Here is a 25,935-nt window from a genome sequence, read left to right on the forward strand (position 1 = left end):
GCCTGTCGAAACACCAGTTAGATTTCGTCCCGGCGCAGTTGACCGGTTCGGATAAGACGGTAGTGCCGTTCGATGGTTTCCAAATCCAACGGCTGCGGGTAGACCACCAACTCATCGAGCTGGCCTATAAAAGCCCGGTAGTGTCGTTGCCGGTCAAGTTGGCCGACGAGGAACGTCATGCCGCTCGCTAGGTTAGAAGTATCCACGGCCGAAGCCGCAAGGCTGCCATTGATGTAGAACTTCAGGCCTTCGGCGCCCTTCACCGCGACCACATGCGCCCAGCGGCGTGCTTCGTAGGGGATATCGGAAAAACACGAGGTGCCAAGTTCAGGGACGTCGCTTGGCGGATCACGGTGCAGATAACGGAACTGCCCTGTGTGCTCGATAAGCGACGGGGTAGCTACCAACCCACCGAGTTCCACGAGGGCCCCATGGGACGCCTGATCACGGAACATCGAAACAATCGAGCCTAGGTGATAGTGACTCGGCTTGACCCATGCTTCGAGCGTGTAACCATCCTTTAGTTCGTCACCAAACGGCTCGTCGATTTCAATGAACGAATGCGTTGCGTCTGCTTGAGAACCCAGTCCGAACTCAACAACCTGGTTCGATCCCTGCTGCGACCAACCAACGACCCCGTGGACAGTACCCTGGTAACGGTCGCCCACTTCGTTGGCAATCTTCCCGGTCGCCGGATCTTCGAACCGCCAGTAAACCACGGGCGATGCAGCGAGCACTTCTTCGACGTACGCACTCGGCACTTGGAGTTGGTCGGCATTGATGGTCGACTGCGACGCGAACTGCCAGGGCTTAGCCGTGTCCCAATGCATCGCTGTACGCCCATCTTCAATCACGAATCGCACGCACTTGCCCGACTCTACCGCAACAAGATCAGAGGTCGATGGGGTAGATAGCCAAGGACACGCGATCGACACGTCGCCACTAAAGACATGCACTTCGACATCAAGTCCATTCACGGTAACCCCCAGCGAGGTCTCGCCGAGCACCCGAACTTGGCCGAAAGGCATCTCCAACGTCACATCGCCATTTCGCGAAAATACACGAGAAGTAAAGCGCCCCTGTGAAAGACTAGGAGTACCGGCCGACGTAAGGATCATCCGCGCCGGACCTTCCATCCACAACGTGGCATTGCCGGCTGTGGCGAAAGACAGGTCGATTTCTGCGAGGCCTTCCATCAGGTTAAAGCTCTCACCACCACGCAGATGCCTTGCGCCCACGATGGGTGGCTTGTGGCCTGGCTCCCAGATACACGCGGTCTCATGCACAAACTTGGCTACGTAACGATCTTGAGGATTGTCCTCTACCCCATCGCTGCCAGGCGCTTCCGCACGGGCGATCGGTTGGACGGGTCCGTCCAACCACCGAGTGGCAACGCTCCCCAATATGGTGCCCGTGAGCAATAGCGCCGCCGCGGCCAGCCAGCCCATCGGCGAACGCCAAGCTGCAAACGGGTGGAATCTTGGGGCTGAGGTGTTGGAGGTGGCTCGGCCACCGACGGGCAGAGGGATGGTGCTCGGGTCGGCCGCATCACGGCGGAGCCCCTTCATTTTTTCGCCCGCCCGCTCGAACATGGCGGTGAACACGGTGCCGTCTCGTTCGTCAGAGTAGAGCTGCGCGAGGCTCGCCTCTTGGTAGAGAAGCTGTACGGCATGCAGCGCTAGCTGGTCGTTACTCGTCACAAGATGACTGAGGCGAGCCCGCTGCTCGTCGGTCGCATCACTTACAGCCATCGCCAGGAGGATTTCGGACACTTCGCGGCGTGTTGATTTTGAATCCATGCTCAAGATTCCTCCAAAGTTTGCTGGTTGACGCAGCTGAGGAGTGCCGCGTGAATCCGCGTTAGCGCCCTATACACCGAATAGACCGACCGCGATAAACTCGCCGCGATCTCTTTGGGGGCTCTTTGCTGACGGTAGCGCTGTTCGATGAGTACACGGTCCGTCTCCGCTAGCTTCTCGATGCAGAGCTCTAGTGCGCTTTGGCGGGTATTCAACAGGTCCGAGTGGGCCATTGCTTGGTCGGCAAGCGCCTCCAAGGCATTGTCATCTAGCAGCTTCAGCCGCTTGCTCTTGCGCCGAAGCTGCATGACTTCATAGAGCGCAATCTGGCAGGCCCAGCCGAGGAAATTGCCTTCGGGTTGATAGGTGTCAAACTTCTTCCACAGGACGATGCAGGTTTCCTGAAACACCTCTTCCGCGTCGGCATGCGACATTACCAGCGAGAACACGAAGTTATAGATTCGCCGCGAGTCGCGGGAGAAAAGCCGCAGGAACTCGTCGTGTTGACTTTGCCCCTGATCGGTTTGCATAACGAACCCGCCTGTGTCGAATGACGTCGAGGTGATCCCCATCGACGGGGTGCCTCGGCGCGATGGAATAGTGCCGCCTACCACTTCTCGTAGCGGACAACGTTATTTTGGCGCAAAAAAATTCAGAAATTCTACAAGCAGGCGCGCTAAAATCCCTCCCCTGGCGACGACACCTATTAGAGGCGGGAAACTTTTCGACGCAGCGCCAGTCGCGCGTGCGGGGATACAGACCCATTTTTCTCGGCAATTTTGCGAGAAACATGGCGGCGGCTTAGCTGTCCGCTCTCGGAAGACGAGGCACCATCGATTTGGCTCAATGGCCCAAAAGCGACGTGGATTGCGTAAATCCGCAAACGCAACGGGCGAAGGTAGGCCCCCAAAGGGGGCGGAAGGTAGCTACTAATGAATTCGACCGCTTTGACTTCTTTTTCTCTCTCCAGTCAGGCCGTCACGCGCCTACTGAGGGCAGCAGTAGCGTCGTTGCTACTCGCGGCTACCTCCGCAGCTCCCGCTGCGTGGGTGCTCGTGGACAACTTTGATTCGTACGATAATACAACGGTAAAGACCATCGGCAGCAATGGTGGTGGCGACGTTACTGGTGGCAACTGGTACGGAGTTTTCAATGGTACGGGTGCCGCGACCGTCGAAAATGACGCGGCTCCTGACTCACCCACGGACAATGCACTTCAGGCGTACGGCATCCCGGGTCAGGGAGCTGGGGGATGGCGAGGCGCGCAAACTAACCTCGCAAGCAACTTCGATACGGACTTCACGCTCGCCAACAACTCGGTGAACACATTGTTCTTCCAGTTCAAGGCCGTAAGTGGTACCGGCAATTACGACACCATGTTCGGTCTCACGGACGCGACCACAAACCTGGACAACAACAACTCTTGGCAGGACTTCGCGGTGATGCCATACCTCGCAGGTGGTGGAGTGGGAGCAGCCGACTTCCAGGCAAGCACTGCGACAGGAACCGGCGTTGCGATTGCCGATGTTGCCGGCGACACTTGGTACAACGTGTGGCTCGTGGTCGACACCAATACCAATCTCTACGACATCTACACATCGACCGGCACGGACGCGGGTGTGCTTGGGGTTGCTGACGCCGTGTTCCGCAACGGGCTCGGGACGAACGCACTTGCCGCCTTTGGCTTCGCTCAGCAGCAGGCGGGCGTCGTGCAGATCGACAACCTTTACATGGCGCAGGGCGACCTAACGAGCAACCCACTGGCCATTCCCGAGCCCAGTTCGGTGCTGCTCGTCGCCCTCGCCCTCGGCGGAGCAATTTGGGTCCGTTCTCGCCAAGCTGCCTAGCGGCGCTGCTCAAAGACACCCACAGCACGCAGGGGAACCGGTTCCCCTGCGTGCTTTTTTTGTGCCTTTTTGGGACGGAAAGTTCACTGAAGTAAATCAACCGCGACTTCGCCGCGACCCGGCCAGCACGCTCGACCAGCATCGGTTATCATGGAGCTTTGGATATCCGATTCCACTCAGGCGAACCACTTATGCGTCTCTTCTGGCTCTCTCTCATCATGGCCATCGTCAGCCCTTTGGCTGTCGCTCAAACACCACTCACCTACAAGAACCCCGTCTATTCGCAGAGCATGCCCGATCCGGGCGTGATCGAGCACGAGGGCCGGTACTTCGCATTCGGCACAACGGGAAACAAGCCCCTAAAGGATGGCCGTCGGTTTCAGGTATTCAGCTCCGATAACCTTGTGGACTGGAAAGACGAAGGTGGTGCCCTGCTCACCCCTGCGGGTATGGAAAGTCATGAGTTCTGGGCCCCCGAGGTCGTCGAACACGATCGCAAGTTTTACCTCTACTATTCAGTCGGCACACTCGACGATCTGAAGTTCGAGATCCGCGTGGCGACCAGCGATACGCCAACCGGTCCATTCACCGACACGGGTAAGCCGCTCAAGGATGGCGAAGGTGCGGCGTTCTTCATCGATGGCCATGCATTCCAAGACGACGACGGCGAGTGGTACTTCTTCTACGCCAAGGATTTCCTAGATACCAACGATGGGTATCGCTCCGGCACGGGCATCGTGGTCGATCGACTCATCGACATGCAGCGACTTGAGGGCAAACCAAAGCTGGTCGTCCGTCCGCGCTACGACTGGACATTGTTCGAAGCCAATCGAACGATGAGCATGTACGGCGGCCGCAAGTTCGACTGGCACACCATCGAGGCTCCCTGGGTGGTCAAGCGAGATGGAAAATACTGGTGCTTCTACAGCGGCTCGAACTTCGGCACCGAGCACTACGGCCTCGACTACGTCGTCGCGGATAGCGTGATGGGGCCCTACAAGGATCAAGGCGAGTTCGCCCGAGTGCTCCGCGGAGTTCCCAACCTAGTTCGTGGACCTGGCCACCACTCTATCGCGCGTTCGCCTGTGTCGGATGAGGACATTCTCATCTACCACGCGTGGAACCCCCAGATGACTATACGGCAGATGTGCATCGACCCACTAACGTGGACGCGTTATGGACCAAGGTGTGTGGGGCCCACGGTCGACCACGCCGAACTGAAGCCATAGCATCCTTCGAGCCGAGCACCTAAGCAACCATGGCGAAGCACCGCATTTACAGCATGACATTCGCGAGTGTGTACCCACACTACGTCGCGAAGGCGGAGAGGAAAGGAAGAACCAAGGCCGAAGTGGATGAGATCATCCACTGGCTAACGGGGTATACCAAGGCCGGCCTGGAAAAAGTCCTGAAGGCCGAAACGGATTTCGAGACGTTCTTTGCGAAATCTCCAAAACTCAATCCCGCTCGCTCGCAAATCAAAGGCGTGATCTGCGGCGTGCGCATTGAGGAGATCGAAGATCCGCTGATGCGCGAGATTCGCTATCTGGATAAACTGATCGACGAGTTGGCGAAGGGGAAAACAATGGAGAAGATCCTGCGAGCCCCAGCATAGCTAGCTCGCCTCTTTAATCCCACCGCGTCACCACCAAGGGTTCTTCCATTCGCCGCCCGCTGGCGTCAAGGCGATCGCTGAATTCCACATCGTCGTGGTCCCAGTCGTACTCCACGGCCGACTGGCGGGGAGCCATGTCGAACTCGTATTCGGCGACCGGTTCCGGCGCGGGCTTTGGCTTGGGCTGCGAACGAGGAAGGATGGTCGCTGAGTAGTACAGGTCGGGCTGCTCTTCAGCAACCTCTTCGTAGACTTCTTCGACTTCGGGCTCTTCGAATACCTCGACGATTTCTTCCACGACCTCTTCTTGTGGTTCTTCGACGATCGCTTCGATCACCTCTTCTTCGACTTCGGATTCCTCTTCGAACACCTCGCCGAAGCGGCTTGGTAGACGACGGCAATCGGCCGACAGTTTCTTGAAGATATTGAGGATGTGCTCGTGGCACGTAAACACCAAGAGCTGATGTCCCTCAGCGGCGAACTCGGTCATCACGCGAGCGGCCACCGCGGCTCGGCGTTCGTCGTAATTAACCAGCACGTCGTCGAGGATCATTGGCAGCTGAATGCCGCGGCGGGCGAACATTGCCACCAGCGCTAATCGAACGCTCAAGTAAAGCTGCTCGCGAGTACCACGGCTGAGCGATTCCACGGCGAGCGACGATCCATCCTCGCGATCGACGAACAGGATGTCATTCGCCAGCGGAGTCCAGACTCGCGTGTACTTACCACCCGTGAGTTCGCGGAAATAGCCCGTCGCTTCCTGGAGAGTTTCGGGTTGGCGGTGCAGTTCGTAGTCGTGGCGAACACGTTCGAGCATCTGCGACACGATGGCCCGCTCGCGCCATGATTCTACAGCCAGTTCGAACTTCGCCTCGACAACACCAAGTTCAATTTGCTTCTCGGCGAGCGAAGTATCCTCGGCCAACTGCCGTTGCTGCTCCACTAGTTGAGCTCGCTCTTTGAGCAACTTATCCAGCTGCTTCTCGGTGGCGTCGTGCTCGCCGGTGAGCGATTCCCACTGTTTTTCGAGAGTGTGGATGACTTCGGGCTTGAAGAACGGAGCGAACTCGTCCTCTGTGCCCAGGTTGCCCAATGCCGCTATGATTTCGCGGGTGAGCGACTTCCGCTCTCCTTCGAGCTTCGCAAGCTGCGCGAGGTCGGCCGCCAATTCGCGGAATGCCGTTTCGTGATCAACGCCCGCGGTTTGGAACATCGATTCGCGCTTGCGCGTCAAGCCGATGGCGGCCCGAATGTGCTTGCCTTCTTCGATCTTCAGTTCCTTCGCCCGCTCGCGAAGCTTCTCGCGGTGTTCGATCCGGGCTTTCTGCATCCGGCTTTCGCTTAACAAGTGTTCCAGCTGATCCAGCGGCTCGGCATCTTCGAGCACTAGCCCGGTCTCTTCGGCGAGCCGTTGGATGCGCGTCACCACGCGATCGAATTCCTTCTGGCGACGGGCCATATCGTCGGCGCGGCTCAGGGCTTTTTGTTCGAGCTGCGCAAGCTGCTCGTACTGACCGGCAAGCAAGTTCAATTCCTTCGGAGTCAGAGCCTCGGGCAGCCCCAGGGCCTTGAGCGATCCACGCCATTCTTTTTCGGTGCTGACAACACGGGCCTTGGCGGAATCGAAGGCAGCCTTCGCGGCGCGGCTCGCTTCGGTCGCCTTGCGACGTTCGCTCTCGACCGGCAGCATGTCTTCGAGCTCGGCCAGATGCTTCTCAGCCGTTTGCAAACGCAACACGATCGAGCCGTCGGCAACCGGCAGTTCTTCTTCCAGTGCATCTTTCTCAGTTCGCGCGCCAACGAGTTGGCGATTGAGGTCTTCGAGTTGGCGATGCACGCCATCGAGTTCATCGGCGAGCCGCTGCTCGTTCGCCCAACGCCAAGCCGGAATGAGAAAACTGAGGAGGGTCAAAAGCCCACCCACCTGTCCGAGCTCGGGGCGGCCCTCGGTAACAGCCCAGGCGAACAACAAAGCCGCCGCCCCGAACACGCACGCGCCCCAGCCGACGTACAGTCGCAGGGGCATGACCTGCCCATCCAGCATGTCACGAGCTTGTTCCTCAAGCTCCACACCACTTCTTCGCGTTTGTTCGATCTTCTGCTCGACCGCCAGCCGCCGTCGAAGCCGGGCCACCATCTCGCCCGCGTCCTGTAAGTTGGTCGGCAGGCCGAGTCGCTCGCTGCTCGTCGTGGCACTCGCGAGCTGCGAGGCATACCTCTCTTCTTCACCGCGATACGCCTCGAACTCGTGCTCGGCAATCTCAAGTTGTTTCTGTGCCGCTTCCATCGCGGCACGCTGCGGGGCGAGCTTCTCTAGCTGCTCCATCGACAGCACCAGTCGCCGATCGCTGTCGCCGAACCACTGCTTCGCAAGCCGGCTCGTTTCGGCTTCGAAGCGGGCCGCCAGCTTATCGGCCTCGGCTTCAAACTCGGCACTCTGGGCGGCCAGCGACTGGAGCCACTCCTGTTGCTCCGAGAGTCCATCGATCCGGCAGCAATTGTTGACCAGCATCTCATTGATGCCCAGGTCCTCGGCCTCTTTGCGAAGCTGATGCCGCTGGCCTTTGAGGATGTCCCGCTGACGTTCGTGCTCTTCGATTCGATCGTTCAGCTCGTCGAGGTCAGCAATCGCATTGGCCTCCAGCGGATAGAGCCCGCTGAGCGCCTTGATCGCAATCTCCGTTTCTTCGCGTTTGGTCCACTGCTTGCGAATGCCCATTGCGACTTCGACGCGGCGGGCGCGGCGCTCGCGCTCGCGCGCTTCTTCACGCAGTGCACGAACCTGCTGGTCGATCTCGTCCATCTCCAACCCGCGCTGGCACCATACGCGGGTTTGACTGGCGAGCTCCGCGATTTCGGCTTCGAGCTTTTCTTTCTCGCTGAGGAGCTTGGCGGCCTCCGACACCGCTTCGTCGGGGCCTACCAGCTTTCGCTGCGATGCGCGAAGGCCGACTATCACGTCATACAGCATGATGCGATCAAGGCCAGAAGTTAGCCGGTAAATCCACTGCGCCGCGGCGCTGCCGCCGAGCGTGCCGAGGTGCTGAATCTCGTCGAGGCCCAACGCGAAGACGTTGTTGAACGTCGCTTCGTCGACGTGTTCGATCGCTTCGCGCAGCAGCCGATCGCCTTGCTGATCGCCATCGGGCATCTCGATCGTCACACGTCCGACGTCGGAGTCGCTTCGGTCGGCGTAACGCGAGACGCGAAATGGTCCGTCGTCGGTCACTACGCCCAACGTGCCACCAGGCCGGCCGCCGTTGACGGGCGGCAAGTACACAGCCCGGCGATCGTCCGAAACGCCGTAGATCACGCTACGCAGGAACTGCATCAGCGTGGTCTTGCCCGCTTCGTTCCAGCCGTGGAACACGGTGACTTCGGGCGACAAACGGCGCAGATCGAGATCGTGCCAAACGCCAAATCCGTCGACGGAGATGTCGGTGATACGCATGGGAGGTGGGCGGGGCTAAGGGCGAGCCGGAAGCGTTAGCGACCGGAGGGCGGAGGATAGATCAAGTAGTAGTCTTCGAGCTATGAACCTTGGTCATTACGAATTCGTCTTTGGTCATTTATCCCAACTGCATCGCTGCTTCAGGCGACGTCAGGAGTTCGAGACCGAGCTTCTTCGAGTTCTCGATCACGCGAGTACGGTGATCCTGATTCTTGAACTTGGCGACCGACTTTAGCACTTCACTCGACAGGGGCGTGGGGAGCAACGTTTCAAGTTCCAACGATTTGCGAGGGTCTTCTTCGTACTCGGCGAGTTGCCGCAGAAAGTCGCCCAAGATCGTTTCCTGGTCGTACCATTCCTCCGGCACCGTGGGAGCCGACAAGCAACCTAGTCCCACTGTCCAGCATAGGGGCGAGCGCTTCGAGGCACGCTTCTGCAAGCGAGCAATTAACGCGTCGGTCTCGTGGCCTGGGCGAAGTAGCGTTACCAAGGGGCCTGTGCCACGAACGTGAAACGACACCAGCAGGTCGGTGCCTTGTGACTTTTGACGGAGCTTATCGAGCCGCTCGTCCATCCGCTCTTCAAGCTGTTCGATGGTGGTCGACGCGGTGACTTCGATCGCTTCGTCAACCCAACGGATGATGTCCGTCGAAATGAACTTGGTCTGGGTCTTGCCGTCTACAACATGGACCAGTGTGCAACCGCTGGGCCCCGACTCGGCGGGAGTGCGACCTTGAGGCGAGCCGCAGAAATGCGCGATGCCCGGTTCGTTATCTACCGTCGCGCGGCGATGCCGACCGCCGAGGGCCATGTAATCGACACGATCCCCTTCGCGGCCAGGCGAATCGCTTGTGCTATACGCCACACCTACAGTAAAGACACCATTGGCGTCGCGATGAAAGCCGGCGTTATCGACGCTTCCGTCGTCTGCACTACTGACGCCTTGGATGCGAGCGATGACCTTGCCATCCCGCTTTTGATCGATTTGTTCGACCCGGCCGCGACCGAATCGGTGCACGTTTTCCGGGAGCCTGGCGACCACCGGCCAATCGTCCGGACCATCAGTGACTCCGCCGGCCCAGTAGACTTCGACGTTGCGGGCGTTCAGGCGTTCGAACTGCTCGCGAAGAAATACAATGGCTCGCGGTCCGCTGCGCTCGAGGTCGACGATATCACCAGAGAGCAGCAGGGCGTCGGCCCCTTCGACCAGCGTGGTTTCGACGACTTTCTCGGCCGCCAGATACGCCGCATCACGGGCGAGTGCGCGCAGATCGTCCGACAGACTGGGCAGGCCGGCCAGCGGTGCCTCCAAATGCCAGTCGCTAGAATGTACGAATCGAATCTCAGGCCGCATAACGCCTCCCTGCGTTTGTGTGGGTCTAGTTCCGCTGCAGTTTACACAGATTCGCGAAACCAGCCAACTTCAGATTGCCGGCGGTGCTAGCACCAGCACGCGTAGCAACCGAGCCACGGAAGGGAGCCGATGGCACTGGAAAGCGAATCGAGTTTCTCGGCGTGTAGAACGCTGCGTATCGCCACTGGTGGGACTTAGCACCGCAGGTCGATCGTCATCTCGTAGCAACGAACGGTGTCGTTTCCTTCCCGCACTATCATGACGATCGCGCCTGGTGTGCTTAGTTGGACCTTGCCGCTCGTGTTGTAGAACTTCCAGTACACCCCTCCCTGTTGGGTGAAATCGTCGACGCTAGCGTCGGCCCGAAACACCCGCATTGTGCCCGATGGCACCCGGACGGGAATCTGCTTGCCGTCCTCGTTGACAGAGGAAGTTACAATCAGGTCGCGACTCCGCCCATCTCCTTCAACCGTGAACGAGACTGGCTCGCTGAGCATGAAGGCCTGCGGACTTGCTACGGCCGTCTTCAGGATTGGATCCTGGGGTGCTTTGCGCTGCTGGTTTCCCTGTTGGGCAGCAGCGCTTCGCGCGAGAACTCCGCCCGTCCCGAGTATTGCCAGCCCCGCCAGTTGCTTGACTGCGTCCCGTCGTTTCAAATTTCCCATGGCTACCTCCGAAAAAGTTACCTGTTCGTTCGGGTAATACATTCTACGGGTTAGACGCCAGTAGCCGCCGAGAAGTTCCCCAATTATTTGCCCCGTAACGCCCAGCGAGCTGACGCTTGAATCGAGGGAAGCTTCCGTCGTCCCTCCACTCGTCCTCGTTGCTTTCGACAGGCAGTAGCTTCCGCATGCGCACCCCGCCGGCTAATCCCAGATTGAGCTCGGCCGACTGTCCGGCTCGCCCGCTTAGCCCTTCCGCGACTTCGCCCCGCCGCGCCTTTGAGTCGGCCCCTTCGCATTCTGCTTCGCCGCCGCACGCTGGGCTTTGACGAAATTTTCCGCTTGCCCCGTCATTTCGAATAGAAATCGGCTCGGAATGGTCTCGCGGGGCTTGCCCCATTTACGGCGCGTCAACGCCATCGTCAGCGTTAGCTCGTCTCGGGCGCGGGTGACGCCGACGTAGGCTAGGCGGCGTTCTTCGGGGATCGCACTCTCACCGATCTCGAGCGAGCGCTTATGAGGCAGAATCCCTTCTTCCATGCCAACGAGATAGACGTACGGGAACTCCAAACCTTTAGCGCTATGTAGCGTCATCAGGGCGATGGCGTTTTGATTGAGCTGCTTCTCCTTGTCGCGGCTGTCGTCCTGATTGCCGACCAGCAGGTCGTCGAGGAACGCGATGATGCGGTCGCGGGGGGCCTTCTTCCGCGACTTTTTACGGGTGTCGTAGCTCGCGGCCGCGTTGGTAATTTCTTCGACCACCGCCCAGCGCGAGTCACGCTCCTGGGGGTCTTCGTACTGCCGTTCGATCTCGGCCTGATAGTTGGTGTCGTCGATGATGCGGACGAACATGTCCTCGACACTCAACTTCTCCGACATTTCCTGCCAAGTGTGGACCATCTTCCGCAGGCCGATCACACCTTCAAGCGCGGCGCGGGAAAGACTGGTCACAACCGTTGGATTCTCGATCATGCCCCAAATCGGTAGGCCACGCGCGGCTGCCTCGGTTACTAGGGCTTTGCGCGCCGCGTCGCCAATGCCTCGCGGCGGGGTGTTGAGGATACGCAAGAGCGCGGGATCGTCGTTCGGTTCGGCCACCAGTCGCAAGAACGCCAGCAAGTCTCGCACTTCGCGGCGATCGAAGAAGCTCATGCCACCAATCAGCACGTACGGCAACTGGGCGGCGCGAAGCTCGGTTTCGAACACTCGCGGCTGCTCGTTGGTGCGGAACAGAATCGCAAAATCCTTGGCCCCACGCCCCATGCCCATCAGCCGCTTGATGTCCTTCACCACGCTCACGGCTTCTTCGTTCTCGTCCTTGAACTGAAGAATGCGGGGATTTGGTCCTTCGTGCCGCGCGGCCTTGAGAACTTTGTCGTGCCGCTCGCTGTTAAAGGCGATGAGCGTGTTGGCGTGCTTGATGATCGAGGCGCTGGAACGGTAGTTGTCTTCGAGCCGCACGACCTTGGCGTCGGGCCAGTCTTTCGAGAATCGCAGAATGTGGGTCACCTCGGCACCCCGCCAGCCGTAAATGGACTGGTCGTCGTCTCCCACCACGCACAAATTGCGATGGCCCATGGCGAGACCACGTACAATCTCGTATTGGCTGTGATTGGTGTCTTGATATTCGTCGATCAGAACATGATCGAACCGCGCAGCTTCGGCGCGACGAACCTCTGGATGCTCTCGAAACAACTGCTCGGTAAGCAGCAGCAGGTCGTCGAAGTCGACCACGCCGCTCTGCTTGAGCGCTTTTTGGTAACGCCGATAGGCCACGGCAGCCAAATGCTCGCGGTCCGTTTCCGCGACGCTCACCGCTCCGGATGGCGACACCGAAGCCATCTTCCACCGGCCGACAAACCCGAGCAGGTCGCCAGCATTCAGACTGTCGGCTGGCGCGCGGATCTCACGAAGTGCCGTCCGAGCGAACCCTTCCTGGTCGCCCCGGTCGCAGATCGCGAATCTCTCGGGATAGCCCAGCACTGGGGCGTGGCGGCGGAGGATCTTGACGCACAATGAGTGAAACGTCGAAATCTCGGGCCGCGGGGCGTCAGCCTTGCGATGCTTGCCCGTGAGCAGCTTACCGGCTCGCTCCTGCATTTCGCCGGCGGCCTTGCGGGTGAACGTCACCGCCAGGATGCGGTCGGGCTTAATGCGGTGGGCGATCAGGTTCGCAATGCGGAACGTCACCACGCGGGTTTTGCCAGTACCGGCCCCGGCGAGCACCAGGAGCGGACCGCTAAGCGTGTTCACGGCGTCGCGTTGCGGGGGATTCAATCCGTCGGACATGAGGGGCGCATCGTGCAGCGGGTGGGGCAAACGGGGCCACGCATGATAACGCGGCAAGGCCCTCGATTTCGAGACCCGACCTGCCGCAAGACGTCTCGAATCTCGAACGCCCCATTTTCACAGGGAGCAGACAGGGCCAATCGCGCTCCGCTGGGGACTGCGCTTGACGTTAAACCGCGGCGAATTCTACACTTACGGTTTCCAAAAAACTCCGAACGTCCTCATCAGGCGACTGCGATGAAATCCGAAGAGCGGCACGAACTCGAACAAAACACCCTGGCCAAGCTGCTGGAGCAGGGTAGTGACAAGGCGGCACCCTACGCATCCTACATTATCTATGGCCTGCTGGCTGTCGCTGCGATTTGGGCGGTTTTCCGGCTGACATCGAGCAACATCGTGGCGAAGAAAGACGCCGCGTGGGATGCCTACACGATGGCCGTGTACCCGTTCCCTGCCGACACCGAGGCCCTGCGAGCAACTGCCGACGAGTACAAGGGCAAGGAAGTTGGCGAGTTCGCCGAGCTGGCCTGGGCTGATAGCCAGCTCGCCCAGGGTTGCCGCGAGTATTTTTCGGACAAGAAGGGCTCGATGGAGGCGCTCGATAACGCACTCAAGCAATACGAGGACGCTGCCAAACGCGTAAAGAATCCCGTGGTCCGCAGCCGTGCACAGCTTGGGGTCGCAAAAGCCACCGAAGCCAAGGGTGACATTGCCGCAGCGATCGAGGCCTATAACAAAGTGACGGGCGTTTACAGCGAACTTGCCGACAGTCGCGTGAAGGTGCTCGAAGAATGGAACTCTCAGGATGTCGCCAGCTGGCTCGCCACTGCCGAAGGTGCCAGTCGTCCGTCAGGCGTTCCCGGCGCCGGGGCTATGCCGCAGTTCACCCCCGATGGCCTCGATCTTCCTTCCACTGATCCGGCCGCTAACACCGACGCCGCCGCAGAGGACTTCTTCAAGACGCTCGATCAATTCCAGAAAATTGCCCCTGGCGAGCCGAACAGCGATCGCTACGAGAACAAGAGCGAACCGGCGGCGGAAGGTGCAACCACTGAGATACCCGCTGAAGGCGAGCCTACCACGGAAACCCCGGCGGTGGAGACTCCCGCTGGCGAAACTCCGGCTGAGGAAGCCCCCGCGACCGACACGCCGGCGGAGTCGGCTCCTGCTGAAGGAACTGAATCGGCTACGGACGCGGAAACTCCTGCTGCTACCCAGCCAGAATAGCACTGGGTCGCGAGCAATCGCTTCGCTGAGTTCTGAGTTTTTCGTTCGCGGACGGCGTGGCCGTCCGGGTAGCGCCGTTTTGAGAAATTGAGGGTGGCGCTATGTCGGAAACTACCGACGAGCTTACTGACGAATCTGAGAACGTTGCTTCGACCGAACCCTCGTGGCCGCAGACGCTCGAAGTCGACGAATCGGCAGTCGGTAAGCGGCTCGACGCCTATCTGGCCTCTCGGTTTCCGAGTTACAGCCGTGCCGGCGTGCAGCGTGCCATCGCCGCCGGACAAGTCACAGTGGTCGACCAGGAAGTAAAACCTGCACTCCGACTGGAGCTCGGCTGGACGATCCACATCGCGGGCATCGAGACCCTGCGTTCGGGTCCCGAGCCCGAGGATATCCCGCTCGACATTCTGTACGAAGACGACTGGATGGTGGTGGTCAATAAGCCCGCCGGCATGGTGGTCCACCCTGCGAAAGGCCACTGGCAGGGAACACTCGCCGCGGCCCTGGCGTTCAGGTTCGGCGAACTCAGCACCACCGGCGGTCCGCAGCGGCCTGGCATCGTGCATCGGCTTGATCGCGACACGAGTGGGGTGATCGTCGTCGCCCGGCACGATCGCGCGCACGAAGCGCTCGCCGCGCAGTTCAAAGACCGCTCGACCGAGAAAGAATACTGGGCCATCGTCCGTGGCGTCCCCGATCGCGACGCCGACGCTATCGACAAACCGATCGGCCCGCACCCCAAGTTGCGCGAAGCCAAAGCCATCCGCCCCGGGCATCCCGAATCCAAGGAAGCCCTCACCACGTTCGAAGTTCTGGAACGTTTCCCGCGTTTCAGCTTGCTCAAGGTCCTGCCCAAGACGGGTCGCACGCACCAGATTCGCGTCCACCTCACCAGCATCGGCCTCCCTATTTTGTGCGACCGGCTCTACGGCGGATCGGACCGAGTGACCGCCGAAGAACTGAGCAAGAGCTACAAGGGCACTCCCCCGAGTACCGACGCGGTGCCACTGCTCACTCGCCAAGCCCTGCACGCCCGCCGGCTATCGATCGCACACCCCGAGTCGGGTAAACGGCTGACCTTCGAAGCCCCGCTGCCGAAGGACATCGAGCAGGTGCTGGAGTGTTTACGAGCGTAGCGAATCGACACTCCGAATAGACGCCGACTCATAGCTTTACCCCATTCATGCGTCACGCCAGAAACTCTGGCTTTGACCATACCCTTCGGTTATAATATTGCAAAAGCAGATTCTCCAGGGGCTTCGAAACCAATCTGCGTAGGGAAAAGCATATGTTCGATGTCACCAGTAAAGTATCAGTGGTCTATGCAACTGCAGTGATTGTGGTGTCCTTAAGTGGACTAGCCATCGGACAAACAGCTCCTCCAGTTCCGTTTGAGTTAGAGTTCCAAGTGGAACTTATCACGCCTCAACCAACCTCATTTGAAGACACACTTGTCAGAGCTCGTATTTCCAATTTGGGGGTGGGTGTACAGTCTACTTTCGATCCTTACTTCATGGTGGATGGTAGTTCGATCTTGATCGACTTTGGATTGACACCCCCTGCTCCTGGCCAGGGCCCCGAGTTACCGGCGACGCAGATTCCGGACGCGGTCATCAACCTGGGACGTCTAACAGCAGGCACATACGACGTCACCGTGAGATGGCCCGGCTTGACCGAAGACTCCTATTTTTCTTCAGAGCCGCTATCGTTCACCGTGGTACCCGAACCAACCTCGGTCGGTGTGATGTTATTGAGCTCGATGCTAGGCATAGCACTTTATCGTCGCTTTGCAGGCAAGCATTCCTGATCCGCTCGAACACAACATCCTACTTCGGGCATACTTACACAACTGATTCCGTAGCTGGTTTCAGCTTTCGCGACTATGACCGTCGTGCCGCATTGCTCCCGTTTGCGGATTCAGACTCTCGCGGTACGATAGCACTCGCCTCCGTTGCGGGGCGATCTCATCCGGCTAGTCGATCAATGGAGGTGTAAGATGGGTTTGATCAGTGAGTTCAAGAAGTTTGCCCTGCGTGGCAACGTGGTCGACATGGCCGTTGGTATCATTATCGGTGGAGCCTTTGGCAAAATTGTCGCATCGCTGGTTGGCGACATCATAATGCCAGTGGTGGGGGCATTTACCGGAAAAGGTAGTCTCGGTAGTCAATTCGTTTGGTTGGATCCGGAGGTCGCCAAACCAGTCAGCCTTGAAGCAGCGCGAGCAGCCGGCGGACCTTACATTGCTTGGGGAGCGTTCGCACAAACAACCCTCGATTTCCTAATCATTGCGTTCGCAATCTTCGCAATGGTAAAGCTGATGAATACGGCTCAGGAGCGTTTTGCCGAGAAGCCTGAGAAGGAGAAGCCCGCTCCGACGGAAGACATCCTGCTGCTCCGCGAGATTCGCGACGAATTGAAGAAGCAGCAAGCGGTTTAGCAAGAAACCCCAATGACGAATTAACAATGACCAATAGGAATAACTGTCGTCCTCTTGTTGGTCATTGTTAATTCGTCATTGGTCATTCCCTAAAACAACTGCCCCATCAGATCCCGTACGCCCACGGCTCGCGGGCTCGCCAGTCGTTCGCCCCGTTCGAAGCCAGCCGCTTCGCCGAAGTAGAGGCTCATGGCGTCGAGCCGCGCGAAGATGTGCTGCTTCTCGGCGGGGAATTGCGTCGCGTACGATCGGACCGCCGCGATTTTTTTGTCGTAGGTCGAGCCGATGTCGACCACGAACGAATGCCCCGGCGGTGGGTCGAGCGAGTAGAAGTTGAGCGAGTAGTACAATAGCGCGTCGATCTTGTGTGGCGGCAGGTGGTCGAACTGGTCGTCCCACTTCGTGAGCCGCGAGTAAAACACGGCCGCCTCGGTAATCACCAGCGCCTGCCAATGGTCGGGCGACGCCGTCGGCGTGCGATCGCCCAGCGACAGCACCAACCGCGGCCGCCACCGGCGGAACTCCTTGGCCAGCGTTACGCGGGCCTCGAACGTGTCCATCAGCCGCCGATTCGCGAGGTCGAGTGTCGCGCGATGGTGCACCCCAAGCTCCTCGGCTGCCACCTCGGCCTCGGCCGCGCGCACCTCGGGGCTCGGCGACAGCGGTGTGGGCTCGCCGTCCGTGAGGTCGATAATCCCCACGCGGTACCCCTGCTCGACCAGCTTGGCGAGCGACCCGCCGCAACCAATCTCCACGTCGTCGGGGTGAGCCCCCACGGCAATCACGTCCAGCGGTTCTATCGACAGGTCCGTCATAGTGCGTTATCCAATCCGCCAGCAAGGCGAGCCGGGCCCGTTAGGGCCGGGTGGCCCCAGGTTCGAGGCCCGAATCTCTCCGTACGACTAAGCCCCGCAACCATTTACGTCGTTTCGCCCCGACCATTGCCGCGCTTGACAGATCGCCGGTGGGCCAACGAAAATCGGGGATTCCCAACTAGGAAACGTATCGAAAACTCAGTGCGGCCACAAGCTGCAAGGATGAGTGTGTAAGCTGGTACAGCCACTTCCGAGCCGCACCAACTCGCAAACTCGCCTACTACCCCTCTACCTCCAACTAGCCTCGCCGATTCCATGCTCATCGACGCCCCCGCCGACGCCACGGACCAAACGCTGGTCACCTCCACCGAACCTTGGACGCCCATTGCGCCGTCCTACGAGGTAGCAGCCGATCCGTTCGACGATTTTGACGACGATGATTTCGACGACGACTTCGACGACGATTTTGAGGAAGAGTGGGACGACGAGACCATCGAAGACGAGTTCGCCGACGAGTTCGAGCCGGACGACGACGATGACATCGATGAAGACATTGACGGTGTCGACATCGAAGGCGATGACGACACCGACGGTGACGACGCCGACACCTTCAGCGACGACGAAGACTTCGACGACTGATCGGTCGAAGGGGGAAGGCGGAATGAGGAAGGAGGACGCGTAGCGACTGCCAAGCCTCCCATGCCTTCTCCAAAGTTTCCCCCTTCCACCCTCCCCCTTCCCGATTTGATAAATGTTCTCACCCGTCCCCGGCTCCGTCTCGTTTCCTAAACTCGAAGAACAAGTCGGCGCGTTCTGGAAGTCGGAGGGCATTTACCATAAGTCGCTGGAGCAGCGCGCCGGTGCGCCGCCATTCGTGTTCTACGAAGGTCCGCCGACGGCCAATGGAATGCCCCATCCAGGGCACTGCTTAACTCGGGCGATCAAGGACTTGTTCCCGCGCTACAAGACGATGCGCGGGTTTCGCTGCGAGCGCAAAGCCGGCTGGGATACGCATGGCCTGCCGGTGGAGGTCGAGGTGTGCAAGGACCTCACCAAAGAACTCGGCCGGTCGGTGCACTCGAAGGAAGACATCGAAGCCTACGGCATCGAGAAGTTCATCCAGCGGTGCCAGTCGAGCGTCTGGCGGTACATGAAAGAGTGGGAACGCCTTACCGAGCGTCTCGGCTTTTGGGTCGACCTCGAACAGGCGTACGTCACCTACCACCAGAGCTACGTCGAAAGCGTGTGGTGGAGCCTCAAGAATCTGTTTGATCGCGGCCTGTTGTACCAAGGCCACAAGATCGTCTGGTGGTGGGCGCAGGGTGGCACCGCGCTGAGTGCGGGCGAAGTCGGACAGGGTTACCGCGAGGTGGCGGATCCGAGTGTGTTTGTGAAGTTTCCGCTTGTTATTGAAGACGATAGCGACTCGCTCAGTGGTGCCAGCCTACTGGTTTGGACGACAACGCCGTGGACCCTCCCAAGCAATCAGTTCGCCGCTATAAACCCAGAGGTAGAGTACGCGATAGTTGTTGATAAGCAGACAGGTGACCGCTTAGTCGTTGCGAAAAGTCTAGTCAGCACTATCGCAGAAAAGGCTAAACGGGAGTTAGAGGTTGTCGAAGAGTTGCTCCCAAGTCGATTTTGGAAGCTAAAGTATAGACCGCCGTACGAAGAGTATTTTAATGAGCCAATTTCGTACGAGAGTAAGACTGGAAAAACAACGCGCGGAGAACTAACGGTTCCGAGCTGGTTCTCCAGCAAACTAATACCGCGGGAATGGTGCGTCGTTGAGGCAGGTTTTGTCACCACCGATAGTGGAACCGGCATTGTTCATATTGCGCCCGCTTTCGGCGAAGATGACTACGGCGTGTTCGCTAATGGATTGCCTGAGATAAAAGAACAATATAGGCCTCCTCTAATCAACTGCGTCGGTCCCGACGGCAAATTCACCGACGAAGCCCCCGAGTTCGTCCGCGGCCGCTGGGTAAAGGATTGCGACAAAGACATCATCCGCGATCTGAAACAGCGCGGGCTGCTCTTCCATCAGGAGCAGTACCTCCACGATTATCCTTTCTGCTGGCGGGCCGAAGAAGATCCGTTGATTCAGTACCCGCGCGAAAGTTGGTTCATCAAGACCACCGCGTTCAAGGACGCGATGATCGAGAACAACCAGCGGGTGAACTGGCTCCCCGAGCACATCAAAGATGGCCGGATGGGGAAGTTCCTCGAGTCGAACGTCGACTGGGCCTTGTCTCGCGAGCGCTACTGGGGCACACCGCTCCCGATCTGGCAGTGCGAAGAGACCGGCAAGCAAGAAGCCATCGGCGGCTACGACGAGCTACTCGCGAAGCCCGGCGTCGTCGGCACCGAAGTCTGGGCCGCTGCCAAAAAGGCAAACCCCGAACTCCCCCACGACCTGCAAGTTCACAAGCCGTACATCGACGCGGTCACCTACGACTCGCCCTACGTGAAGGGTGCGCGGATGCGGCGCGTTACCGAGGTGATCGATTGCTGGTACGACTCGGGCGCGATGCCCTTTGCCCAGTGGGGTTACAAGGGTCAAGAAAGCGGCGACGCGAAGGAGCAATTCGATTCGCAGTTCCCCGCCGACTTCATCAGCGAAGCCATCGACCAAACACGTGGCTGGTTCTACTCGCAACTCGCCATCAGCACCATGCTATGGGGACCGGATACAAAACAGCCCGAGCCCCTGCCCCACCCGTTCAAGAACTGCATCGTCCTTGGCCTGATGCTAGGCGAAGACGGACAGAAGATGTCCAAAAGCAAGCGGAACTACCGCGAGCCGAACGAGATCTTCGACAAGTACGGCGCCGACGCCTTACGCTGGTACCTGTTCGCGAACCAACCGCCGTGGACGTCGATCCGCTACAGCGAGCAAGCGATCAAGGACAGCATCCCCGAGTTCCTCTTGAGGCTGTGGAACTGCTACAGCTTCATGGTGATCTACGCCAACATCGATGGCTGGGATCCCGCGCAAGAAGTCGGCGAGCCGGGAGCGTCAGCGGCCGGAGTGAACCACGGAGACTTCTCCACCGCCAAGAGCTACCGCCCCGTTGCCGAGCGTGACGAGATCGATCGCTGGATCATCAGCGAGCTCAATCGCACCATCGCGCTAGTGACCGAGCGGATGGACGCGTACGACAATTTTGGCGCTTGTGCGGCGATCACTGAGTACGTCGATGCTTTGTCGAACTGGTACGTCCGCCGAAGCCGCGATCGGTTCTGGGCGAAGGACACCCGCTCGACCGATAAGCTCGACGCGTACTGGACGCTCTACGAGTGCTTGCTGACGACCACGAAGCTGATTGCCCCGTTCGTACCTTTCCTCGCCGAGGAAATGTACCGCAACTTAGTTGGCGTGTTCGGCGATGGCACGTTGCCGGTGTCGGTGCACCTGTGCGACTACCCCACGCCCGACGAAGCGCTAATCGACAGCGAGCTTTCCGAGCGGATGGCCCTAGTGCGGCTCATCTCGTCGCTAGGCCGTCGTGCTCGTGAGATGGAGAACCTAAAGGTCCGCCAGCCGCTAGCGAAGGTCGAAGTCATCCTGGCCGACACCGCGCATCAAGCGTGGCTCGAAGAGCACGCCAGCGTGATCGCCGACGAGCTGAACGTAAAGGCCGTTGAGTACTCAAGCGAGCCCGAGAAGTACGTCGACCACCAGGTGCTGCCGAACTTCAAGCTGCTGGGTAAGAAGCTTGGCAAACTGATGCCGAAGGTCAAGCAGGTGCTCGATGCCACGAGCGGCAGCGATCTGTTGGCTAACATCCGCGACAACGGCAAGATCGACCTGACGATCGACGGCCAAGCCGTCGAGCTGCTCCCTGACGAAGTCGAAATCCGCATTACCGCGAAGCCCGGCTACGCCGCGGCGAACGACAAGGGCGTGGTGGTGGTGCTCGCCACCGAGTTGACGCCTGAGTTGATCGCCGAAGGTGTGGCGCGTGACTTAGTGCGCGTGATCCAAGACACCCGCAAAGACAAAGGCTGCGAGTTCACCGACCGCATCGAGATCGGCATCGCGACCGACGATGCTACGGTGCAAGCGGCTGTCGAGAAGTTCGCCGAGTTCATCGCTGGCGAGACCCTGGCGGACGTGGTAAAGCTGGGACCGAATCCAGGTGTTGAGCCCATCGAAGTACAACTTGGCGACGCGACGATCCAGCTATATCTGAAGGTAAAGTAGTTAATCACCGTAGCATGGCCGCCCCCGGCCGTGGATGAATCCGATGCGGACACGGCCGGGGGCGGCCATGCTACAAAGTCTGACGCATGAAAATCGCGGTCCTTATTTCCGGTTCCGGCCGGACGCTGAAAAACTTTATCGACTTGGTGGCCGAGGGGTCGCTGGATGTCGAGATTGAACTCGTGGTGTCGAGCAGCGCCGACGCTGGTGGGCTCGATCATGCTCGAAAGGCCGGCATTGCGGCGACCGTTCTCGAACGAAAGGATTACCCTTCGCACGAGGCGTATGGCGAAGCGATCTTCGATGCCTGCCGGCATGCTCAGGTCGACCTCGTCGCCATGGCGGGGTTCTTGAAGCTCGCACCGGTGCCCGACGACTTCGCGGGTCGGGTGGTGAATATTCATCCTTCGCTCATTCCGGCGTTCTGCGGTCATGGCATGTATGGCCATCACGTCCATCAGGCGGTGCTCGACTATGGCTGCAAGGTAACCGGCGTCACCGTGCACTTTGTCGACAACGAGTACGACGCCGGCCCCATTATTTGGCAACAACCGGTGCCGGTATTCGACGACGATACGGCCGACTCGCTTGCCGACCGCGTGTTCGACGCCGAAAAGGAAGCCTACCCGCACGTGCTGGGCCTGTTGGCCGCCGGAAGAGTGAAACTTGACGGCCGGCACGTTACGATTGGGAAGAGATAGACAATTACTGACTTTTGACCCGAAGCGACTCTTCCATGCCCACCCTCGACGAAGTCAAAGAACAGATCTGCGAGATTGGTCGCCGCGTTTATAACCGCGGGTTCGTCGCGGCGAACGAAGGCAATCTCTCGATGCGCCTCAACGACCGGGAAGTCGTCTGCACGCCAAGCATCTTCTGCAAAGGCTTCATGACGCCCGACGATTTGTGTCTAGTCGACATGGAAGGAAACCAACTTGCCGGTAAGCGGAAGCGGACCAGTGAGGTGCTCATGCACCTCGCGATCATGAAGGCCCGGCCGGAGATCACGTCGGTCGTCCACTGCCACCCGCCCCACGCCACGGCCTTCGCGCTCGCCAAGGAGCCGATTCCGGCCGGGCTGATCCCCGAAGTCGAAGTGTTTCTCGGCGAAGTACCCACTGCGCCCTACGCCCCGCCCGGCGTGCCGGCACTTGGTGAATCGATTGTGCCCTTCGTCCACAAGGCGAACGTGGTCATCATGGGAAATCATGGCACCGTGAGTTTCGACACCGATCTCGAACGGGCCTATTGGTGGACCGAGATCCTCGACAATTACTGTAAGATGCTAATCCACGCCCACCAACTCGGCGGAGCGCATCGCCTGACAAAGGCCGAGGCCCTGGGCCTTGTGACCGAGAAGCATCGCTGGGGGATGTATGACCCACGAGTCGACGCCAAGTACGCCGACGTCGACCCTCGCGAGGCACCACTCTTTCGCGAGTCCTGGGCTGCCGCCGGCCTCGCCGCGCGGGCTTTTCCTGTGGACGCGAACAACGATCCGAGTATTACGATTCGCCAATCGGAGCTCGAAGCCATCATCGAACGGGCGGTGACTCGCGCGATTGAGAAACTGAAGTAGGTGGAAACCTACTTGGCCACCTTGAACTGCGGCTTGGGCTCTGGGAAAGCGTCGAGCAACTTCTTGAGTTCCTCCACGGTTTGGGGGCGCTCCGCTGCGTGGTTACGAGTCTCGAGCGGATCCTCCCGGTAGTCGTACAGCTCGTACTCCGCTGTGCCATCCGGTTTCCCAGGTACTTTCCACTCCACCAGTCGATAACGATCGGTGCGAACGGCTTGTCCGATGCGTTCACCGCGGGGATAGACATGGATCACGTGGTCCCGAACGCTCTCGTCCGTGAGCTGGAGGACTGATTGAAAACTCTTTCCATCGATTCGCTCGGGAACCGGAAGCCCCGCGACTTGACACAGCGTCGGGTAAATGTCGACGGTCTCGACGAAGGAGTCCTTTACAGCTCCCGAACCGACACCGGGACCCGCAATGATCAATGGTATTCGAGTCGCCTGCTCATAGTTCGTGTGCTTACACCACATTCCGTGATCGCCCAGGTGCCAACCGTGATCTCCCCACAAAACCACGATGGTATTGTCGGCGAGCCCCGCTTCTTCTAACGCAGCGAGCGTCTTACCAACTTGAGCATCGACGTAACTCACCGCGGCGTAGTAGCCATGGATCAACTCTCGCTGTAGGTCTTCGGGCACCGGCCTGCCCTTTGGCATGCCTTTGTACTTGAGAAGCTCTCCCGAATCGGTGGGTGCGAATTTCGGTGCCCCCGCCGGTGAAGTGCGATACTCGGGTAAGGTGAACTGCTCCCGATCGTAAAGGTCCCAGTATTTCTTGGGGCTCGTGAAGGGCAAATGAGGACTGCGAAAACCTACTGCCAAAAAGAATGGGTGACCGGGCTCGGTCGCCAATTGCTGCAATTGCTCGATCGCTTCTTCTGCCAGCACGCCATCCGAATAGCTTGTGTCTTCGACATCCGCGGACTCCATCGCAGCCCCTTTTCGTTTGGTATCGGTGGCTTGCGGACTAGCTCCCTTCTCCTTTCTGGGACGATTGGCGGACAAATGATATCGGATTGTCGGATTTAGACGCGAGGGCACGCTCCAGGATTCAGCGTCGTCGAAGTTACCGTGCCCCACGTGAAAATGCTTGCCTAGCCCCACCGCGAAATAGCCGTGCTGCTTGAAGTGCTGTGGAAGCGTAACGAGATCGGGAACCGCCTTGCGGAAGTTGGTCTGTAGGTCGTAAATCCCAATCGTTTGCGGACGCATTCCCGTGAACAACGAGTTGCGAGAGGGGGCACACACCGCCTGGTTGCAGTACGCGCGGTCGAATCGAACTCCACGAGCGGCAAGACGATCGATACTGGGCGTTTGCGCATGAGGATCGCCATAACAGCCTAGCGCCGGTTTGAGGTCGTCGACGCAAAGGAACAATACATTCGGCGGCGTGGCGTAGCCCACTCCGCCCACGACGAACAAAACTGCAATATAGAGCAGGCGCATGGACGACCTCGTTCGCTGAATTGGAATCCACCCATCGTACCGCGCGGGCCTAGCGGGTACGCTCCAATTCTGCGAACGGGAAGCCATTAATCCGGATCAAACATCCCCCCCAGGTCGCGAAGGTACTCCAGCACCTCGTCGAGTTCCGGCGCTTCCACGCCACGCTGCCGGCCGGCGCGATCACATTCGCCGAGCAGTATCAGATCGTCGTACCACTCGCACTCCCGCAACCGGCGATGCGCGCGGGCGCCCAGCGAGCCAGCCACAATCTGGTGGCAGTGCATGTGATGCTCGATCAGCCACGCGGTTCGCTCCGTGATGAATCCGTGGAGCGCCTCAAGGCCGGCTACGACGTGGTCGCGGGGCTCGATGCCCTTCCCCACGTCGTGCAAAAGTGCCGCGGTGAGAAACTCCTCGTCGTACGGCATGGCGTCCCGCGCGTGGTCGAACACCTGCAGGCTGTGATAGAGCACGTCCCCTTCGGGATGGTACCTTGGATCTTGCTTCACATCTTCGAGTGGCAACAGCAGCGCCTCGAACAATCGGTAGCAGTCGACACCCGCCTCGGCCTCGACGAGCGCTTCTTCAATATCAAGTCCCGGGTATTCACTGGCCAGGAACTGCTCGAGCTGCGCGATGCTCGCCCTTTCGATCGCCTTGCCGGTGATCGAACTCTTAAACACGTAGCTGTGCTGCTCGGGAGCGTACATCGTCAGCTCGAACGAGTAATCACTTCGCACGTGGATGTGCGTGAATACTTGCTCCTCGCCCTGCTTACGTACTTGTTTCCGCTCGACTTGGTACGACAGACCATCGTAATCGAGGAGTCGCGTGATCGACTCGGTCGAGTCTGCGAAGACGTGCAAGTCGATATCAGAGCCTTGCCGCGTGTGGCCCGTGAGCACGCTGCCAATCAACCGAGGGCGGAATGGAGCCAGCCTACGCATCATCCGCAGCGCAGCCAGTCGCATCGACTTGAGCTCTGCAGTCCGCGAGTCGCCTTCGAGCAGTCGGGCGAACGACTGGATGGCGTCGCGGATCTCGGCGTTGCTCGGAAGATCGGCCGGTTTGACCCAGCCTTTGCAGATACGCGCCGCAGCTTTTTGCTTGGCGCGAAAGTACTCGGACTCTTGCCGATCATACATCAGGCGTGCGGCTTCGAAGGCAATTTGCCGCCGCAGTTTCGAGTTTTTCAAAGCTTGGTG

Annotated in this window: 20 protein-coding genes; 11 read left to right on the top strand and 9 right to left on the bottom strand. The window is 59.3% G+C overall.

What is annotated here, in order from left to right; all coding sequences use genetic code 11:
* Window positions 1-17: 17 nt before the first annotated feature.
* On the bottom strand, window positions 18-1,799 hold the full coding sequence (locus tag SH292x_RS14290; RefSeq protein ID WP_442481689.1) for a LamG domain-containing protein: 1,782 nt from the start codon (window positions 1,797-1,799) through the stop codon (window positions 18-20).
* A 2-nt stretch (window positions 1,800-1,801) separates the two neighbouring features.
* Window positions 1,802-2,329: a sigma-70 family RNA polymerase sigma factor gene (locus SH292x_RS14295; protein ID WP_442481690.1), complete on the bottom strand. Its 528-nt coding sequence runs from the start codon at window positions 2,327-2,329 to the stop codon at window positions 1,802-1,804.
* A 402-nt stretch (window positions 2,330-2,731) separates the two neighbouring features.
* Between SH292x_RS14295 and SH292x_RS14300 the strand changes: the two genes are divergently transcribed.
* The 3 genes from SH292x_RS14300 (at window position 2,732) to SH292x_RS14310 (ending at window position 5,261) form a co-directional block, all read left to right on the top strand.
* Complete coding sequence (locus tag SH292x_RS14300; RefSeq protein WP_442481691.1) at window positions 2,732-3,646, top strand: PEP-CTERM sorting domain-containing protein; 915 nt, start codon at window positions 2,732-2,734, stop codon at window positions 3,644-3,646.
* Between the two features lie 191 nt (window positions 3,647-3,837).
* A complete protein-coding gene (locus tag SH292x_RS14305; protein ID WP_442481692.1) occupies window positions 3,838-4,875 on the top strand; it encodes a glycoside hydrolase family 43 protein in 1,038 nt (345 codons plus the stop codon).
* A 29-nt stretch (window positions 4,876-4,904) separates the two neighbouring features.
* Complete coding sequence (locus SH292x_RS14310) at window positions 4,905-5,261, top strand: DUF2200 domain-containing protein (RefSeq protein ID WP_442481693.1); 357 nt, start codon at window positions 4,905-4,907, stop codon at window positions 5,259-5,261.
* A 13-nt stretch (window positions 5,262-5,274) separates the two neighbouring features.
* On the opposite strand, the gene SH292x_RS14315 is transcribed toward SH292x_RS14310, so the two are convergent.
* The 4 genes from SH292x_RS14315 to SH292x_RS14330 all read right to left on the bottom strand — a co-directional run bounded on the left by SH292x_RS14315 (window position 5,275) and on the right by SH292x_RS14330 (window position 13,017).
* Window positions 5,275-8,712: an AAA family ATPase gene (locus SH292x_RS14315; RefSeq protein ID WP_442481694.1), complete on the bottom strand. Its 3,438-nt coding sequence runs from the start codon at window positions 8,710-8,712 to the stop codon at window positions 5,275-5,277.
* A 118-nt stretch (window positions 8,713-8,830) separates the two neighbouring features.
* Entirely contained in the window at window positions 8,831-10,066 is a 1,236-nt protein-coding gene (locus SH292x_RS14320) for a metallophosphoesterase family protein (protein ID WP_442481695.1), read from the bottom strand.
* Window positions 10,067-10,260: 194 nt separating this feature from the next.
* Complete coding sequence (locus SH292x_RS14325; RefSeq protein ID WP_442481696.1) at window positions 10,261-10,731, bottom strand: hypothetical protein; 471 nt, start codon at window positions 10,729-10,731, stop codon at window positions 10,261-10,263.
* A 243-nt stretch (window positions 10,732-10,974) separates the two neighbouring features.
* Window positions 10,975-13,017 carry an ATP-dependent helicase gene (locus tag SH292x_RS14330; protein WP_442481697.1) on the bottom strand — a complete coding sequence of 681 codons (2,043 nt, stop codon included), beginning with the start codon at window positions 13,015-13,017 and terminating at the stop codon, window positions 10,975-10,977.
* Between the two features lie 237 nt (window positions 13,018-13,254).
* Here SH292x_RS14330 and SH292x_RS14335 point away from each other — a divergent pair, with 237 nt between their 5' ends.
* The 4 genes from SH292x_RS14335 to mscL all read left to right on the top strand — a co-directional run bounded on the left by SH292x_RS14335 (window position 13,255) and on the right by mscL (window position 16,681).
* Window positions 13,255-14,244, top strand: coding sequence for a hypothetical protein (locus tag SH292x_RS14335; protein WP_442481698.1), 990 nt, complete (start codon window positions 13,255-13,257; stop codon window positions 14,242-14,244).
* 101 nt (window positions 14,245-14,345) lie between these two features.
* Complete coding sequence (locus SH292x_RS14340; protein WP_442481699.1) at window positions 14,346-15,380, top strand: RluA family pseudouridine synthase; 1,035 nt, start codon at window positions 14,346-14,348, stop codon at window positions 15,378-15,380.
* A gap of 152 nt (window positions 15,381-15,532) precedes the next feature.
* Window positions 15,533-16,051: a hypothetical protein gene (locus SH292x_RS14345; protein ID WP_442481700.1), complete on the top strand. Its 519-nt coding sequence runs from the start codon at window positions 15,533-15,535 to the stop codon at window positions 16,049-16,051.
* A gap of 189 nt (window positions 16,052-16,240) precedes the next feature.
* Window positions 16,241-16,681 (top strand): large conductance mechanosensitive channel protein MscL, encoded by a 441-nt coding sequence (gene mscL / locus SH292x_RS14350; RefSeq protein WP_442481701.1) that lies wholly within the window; start codon window positions 16,241-16,243, stop codon window positions 16,679-16,681.
* Between the two features lie 89 nt (window positions 16,682-16,770).
* Here mscL and SH292x_RS14355 read toward each other — a convergent pair whose 3' ends face one another.
* Window positions 16,771-17,496: a PIG-L family deacetylase gene (locus tag SH292x_RS14355; RefSeq protein ID WP_442481702.1), complete on the bottom strand. Its 726-nt coding sequence runs from the start codon at window positions 17,494-17,496 to the stop codon at window positions 16,771-16,773.
* Between the two features lie 315 nt (window positions 17,497-17,811).
* On the opposite strand from SH292x_RS14355, the gene SH292x_RS14360 reads away from it, so the two are divergent.
* The 4 genes from SH292x_RS14360 to SH292x_RS14375 all read left to right on the top strand — a co-directional run bounded on the left by SH292x_RS14360 (window position 17,812) and on the right by SH292x_RS14375 (window position 23,282).
* On the top strand, window positions 17,812-18,135 hold the full coding sequence (locus SH292x_RS14360; RefSeq protein WP_442481703.1) for a hypothetical protein: 324 nt from the start codon (window positions 17,812-17,814) through the stop codon (window positions 18,133-18,135).
* A 112-nt stretch (window positions 18,136-18,247) separates the two neighbouring features.
* A complete protein-coding gene (gene ileS, locus SH292x_RS14365; protein WP_442481704.1) occupies window positions 18,248-21,703 on the top strand; it encodes an isoleucine--tRNA ligase in 3,456 nt (1,151 codons plus the stop codon).
* 86 nt (window positions 21,704-21,789) lie between these two features.
* Window positions 21,790-22,404, top strand: coding sequence for a phosphoribosylglycinamide formyltransferase (purN, locus tag SH292x_RS14370; RefSeq protein ID WP_442481705.1), 615 nt, complete (start codon window positions 21,790-21,792; stop codon window positions 22,402-22,404).
* Between the two features lie 35 nt (window positions 22,405-22,439).
* Entirely contained in the window at window positions 22,440-23,282 is an 843-nt protein-coding gene (locus SH292x_RS14375) for a class II aldolase/adducin family protein (protein ID WP_442481706.1), read from the top strand.
* An 8-nt stretch (window positions 23,283-23,290) separates the two neighbouring features.
* On the opposite strand, the gene SH292x_RS14380 is transcribed toward SH292x_RS14375, so the two are convergent.
* Window positions 23,291-24,730 carry a sulfatase gene (locus SH292x_RS14380; protein WP_442481707.1) on the bottom strand — a complete coding sequence of 480 codons (1,440 nt, stop codon included), beginning with the start codon at window positions 24,728-24,730 and terminating at the stop codon, window positions 23,291-23,293.
* Between the two features lie 86 nt (window positions 24,731-24,816).
* The gene (locus tag SH292x_RS14385) at window positions 24,817-25,926 is read right to left on the bottom strand and encodes an HD domain-containing protein (protein ID WP_442481708.1); all 1,110 of its coding nucleotides are present in this window, start codon (window positions 25,924-25,926) and stop codon (window positions 24,817-24,819) included.
* Window positions 25,927-25,935: the final 9 nt, after the last annotated feature.

The sequence above is a fragment of the Aeoliella fuhlenseeensis genome (assembly GCF_052161615.1).
Taxonomy (GTDB): domain Bacteria; phylum Planctomycetota; class Planctomycetia; order Pirellulales; family Lacipirellulaceae; genus Aeoliella.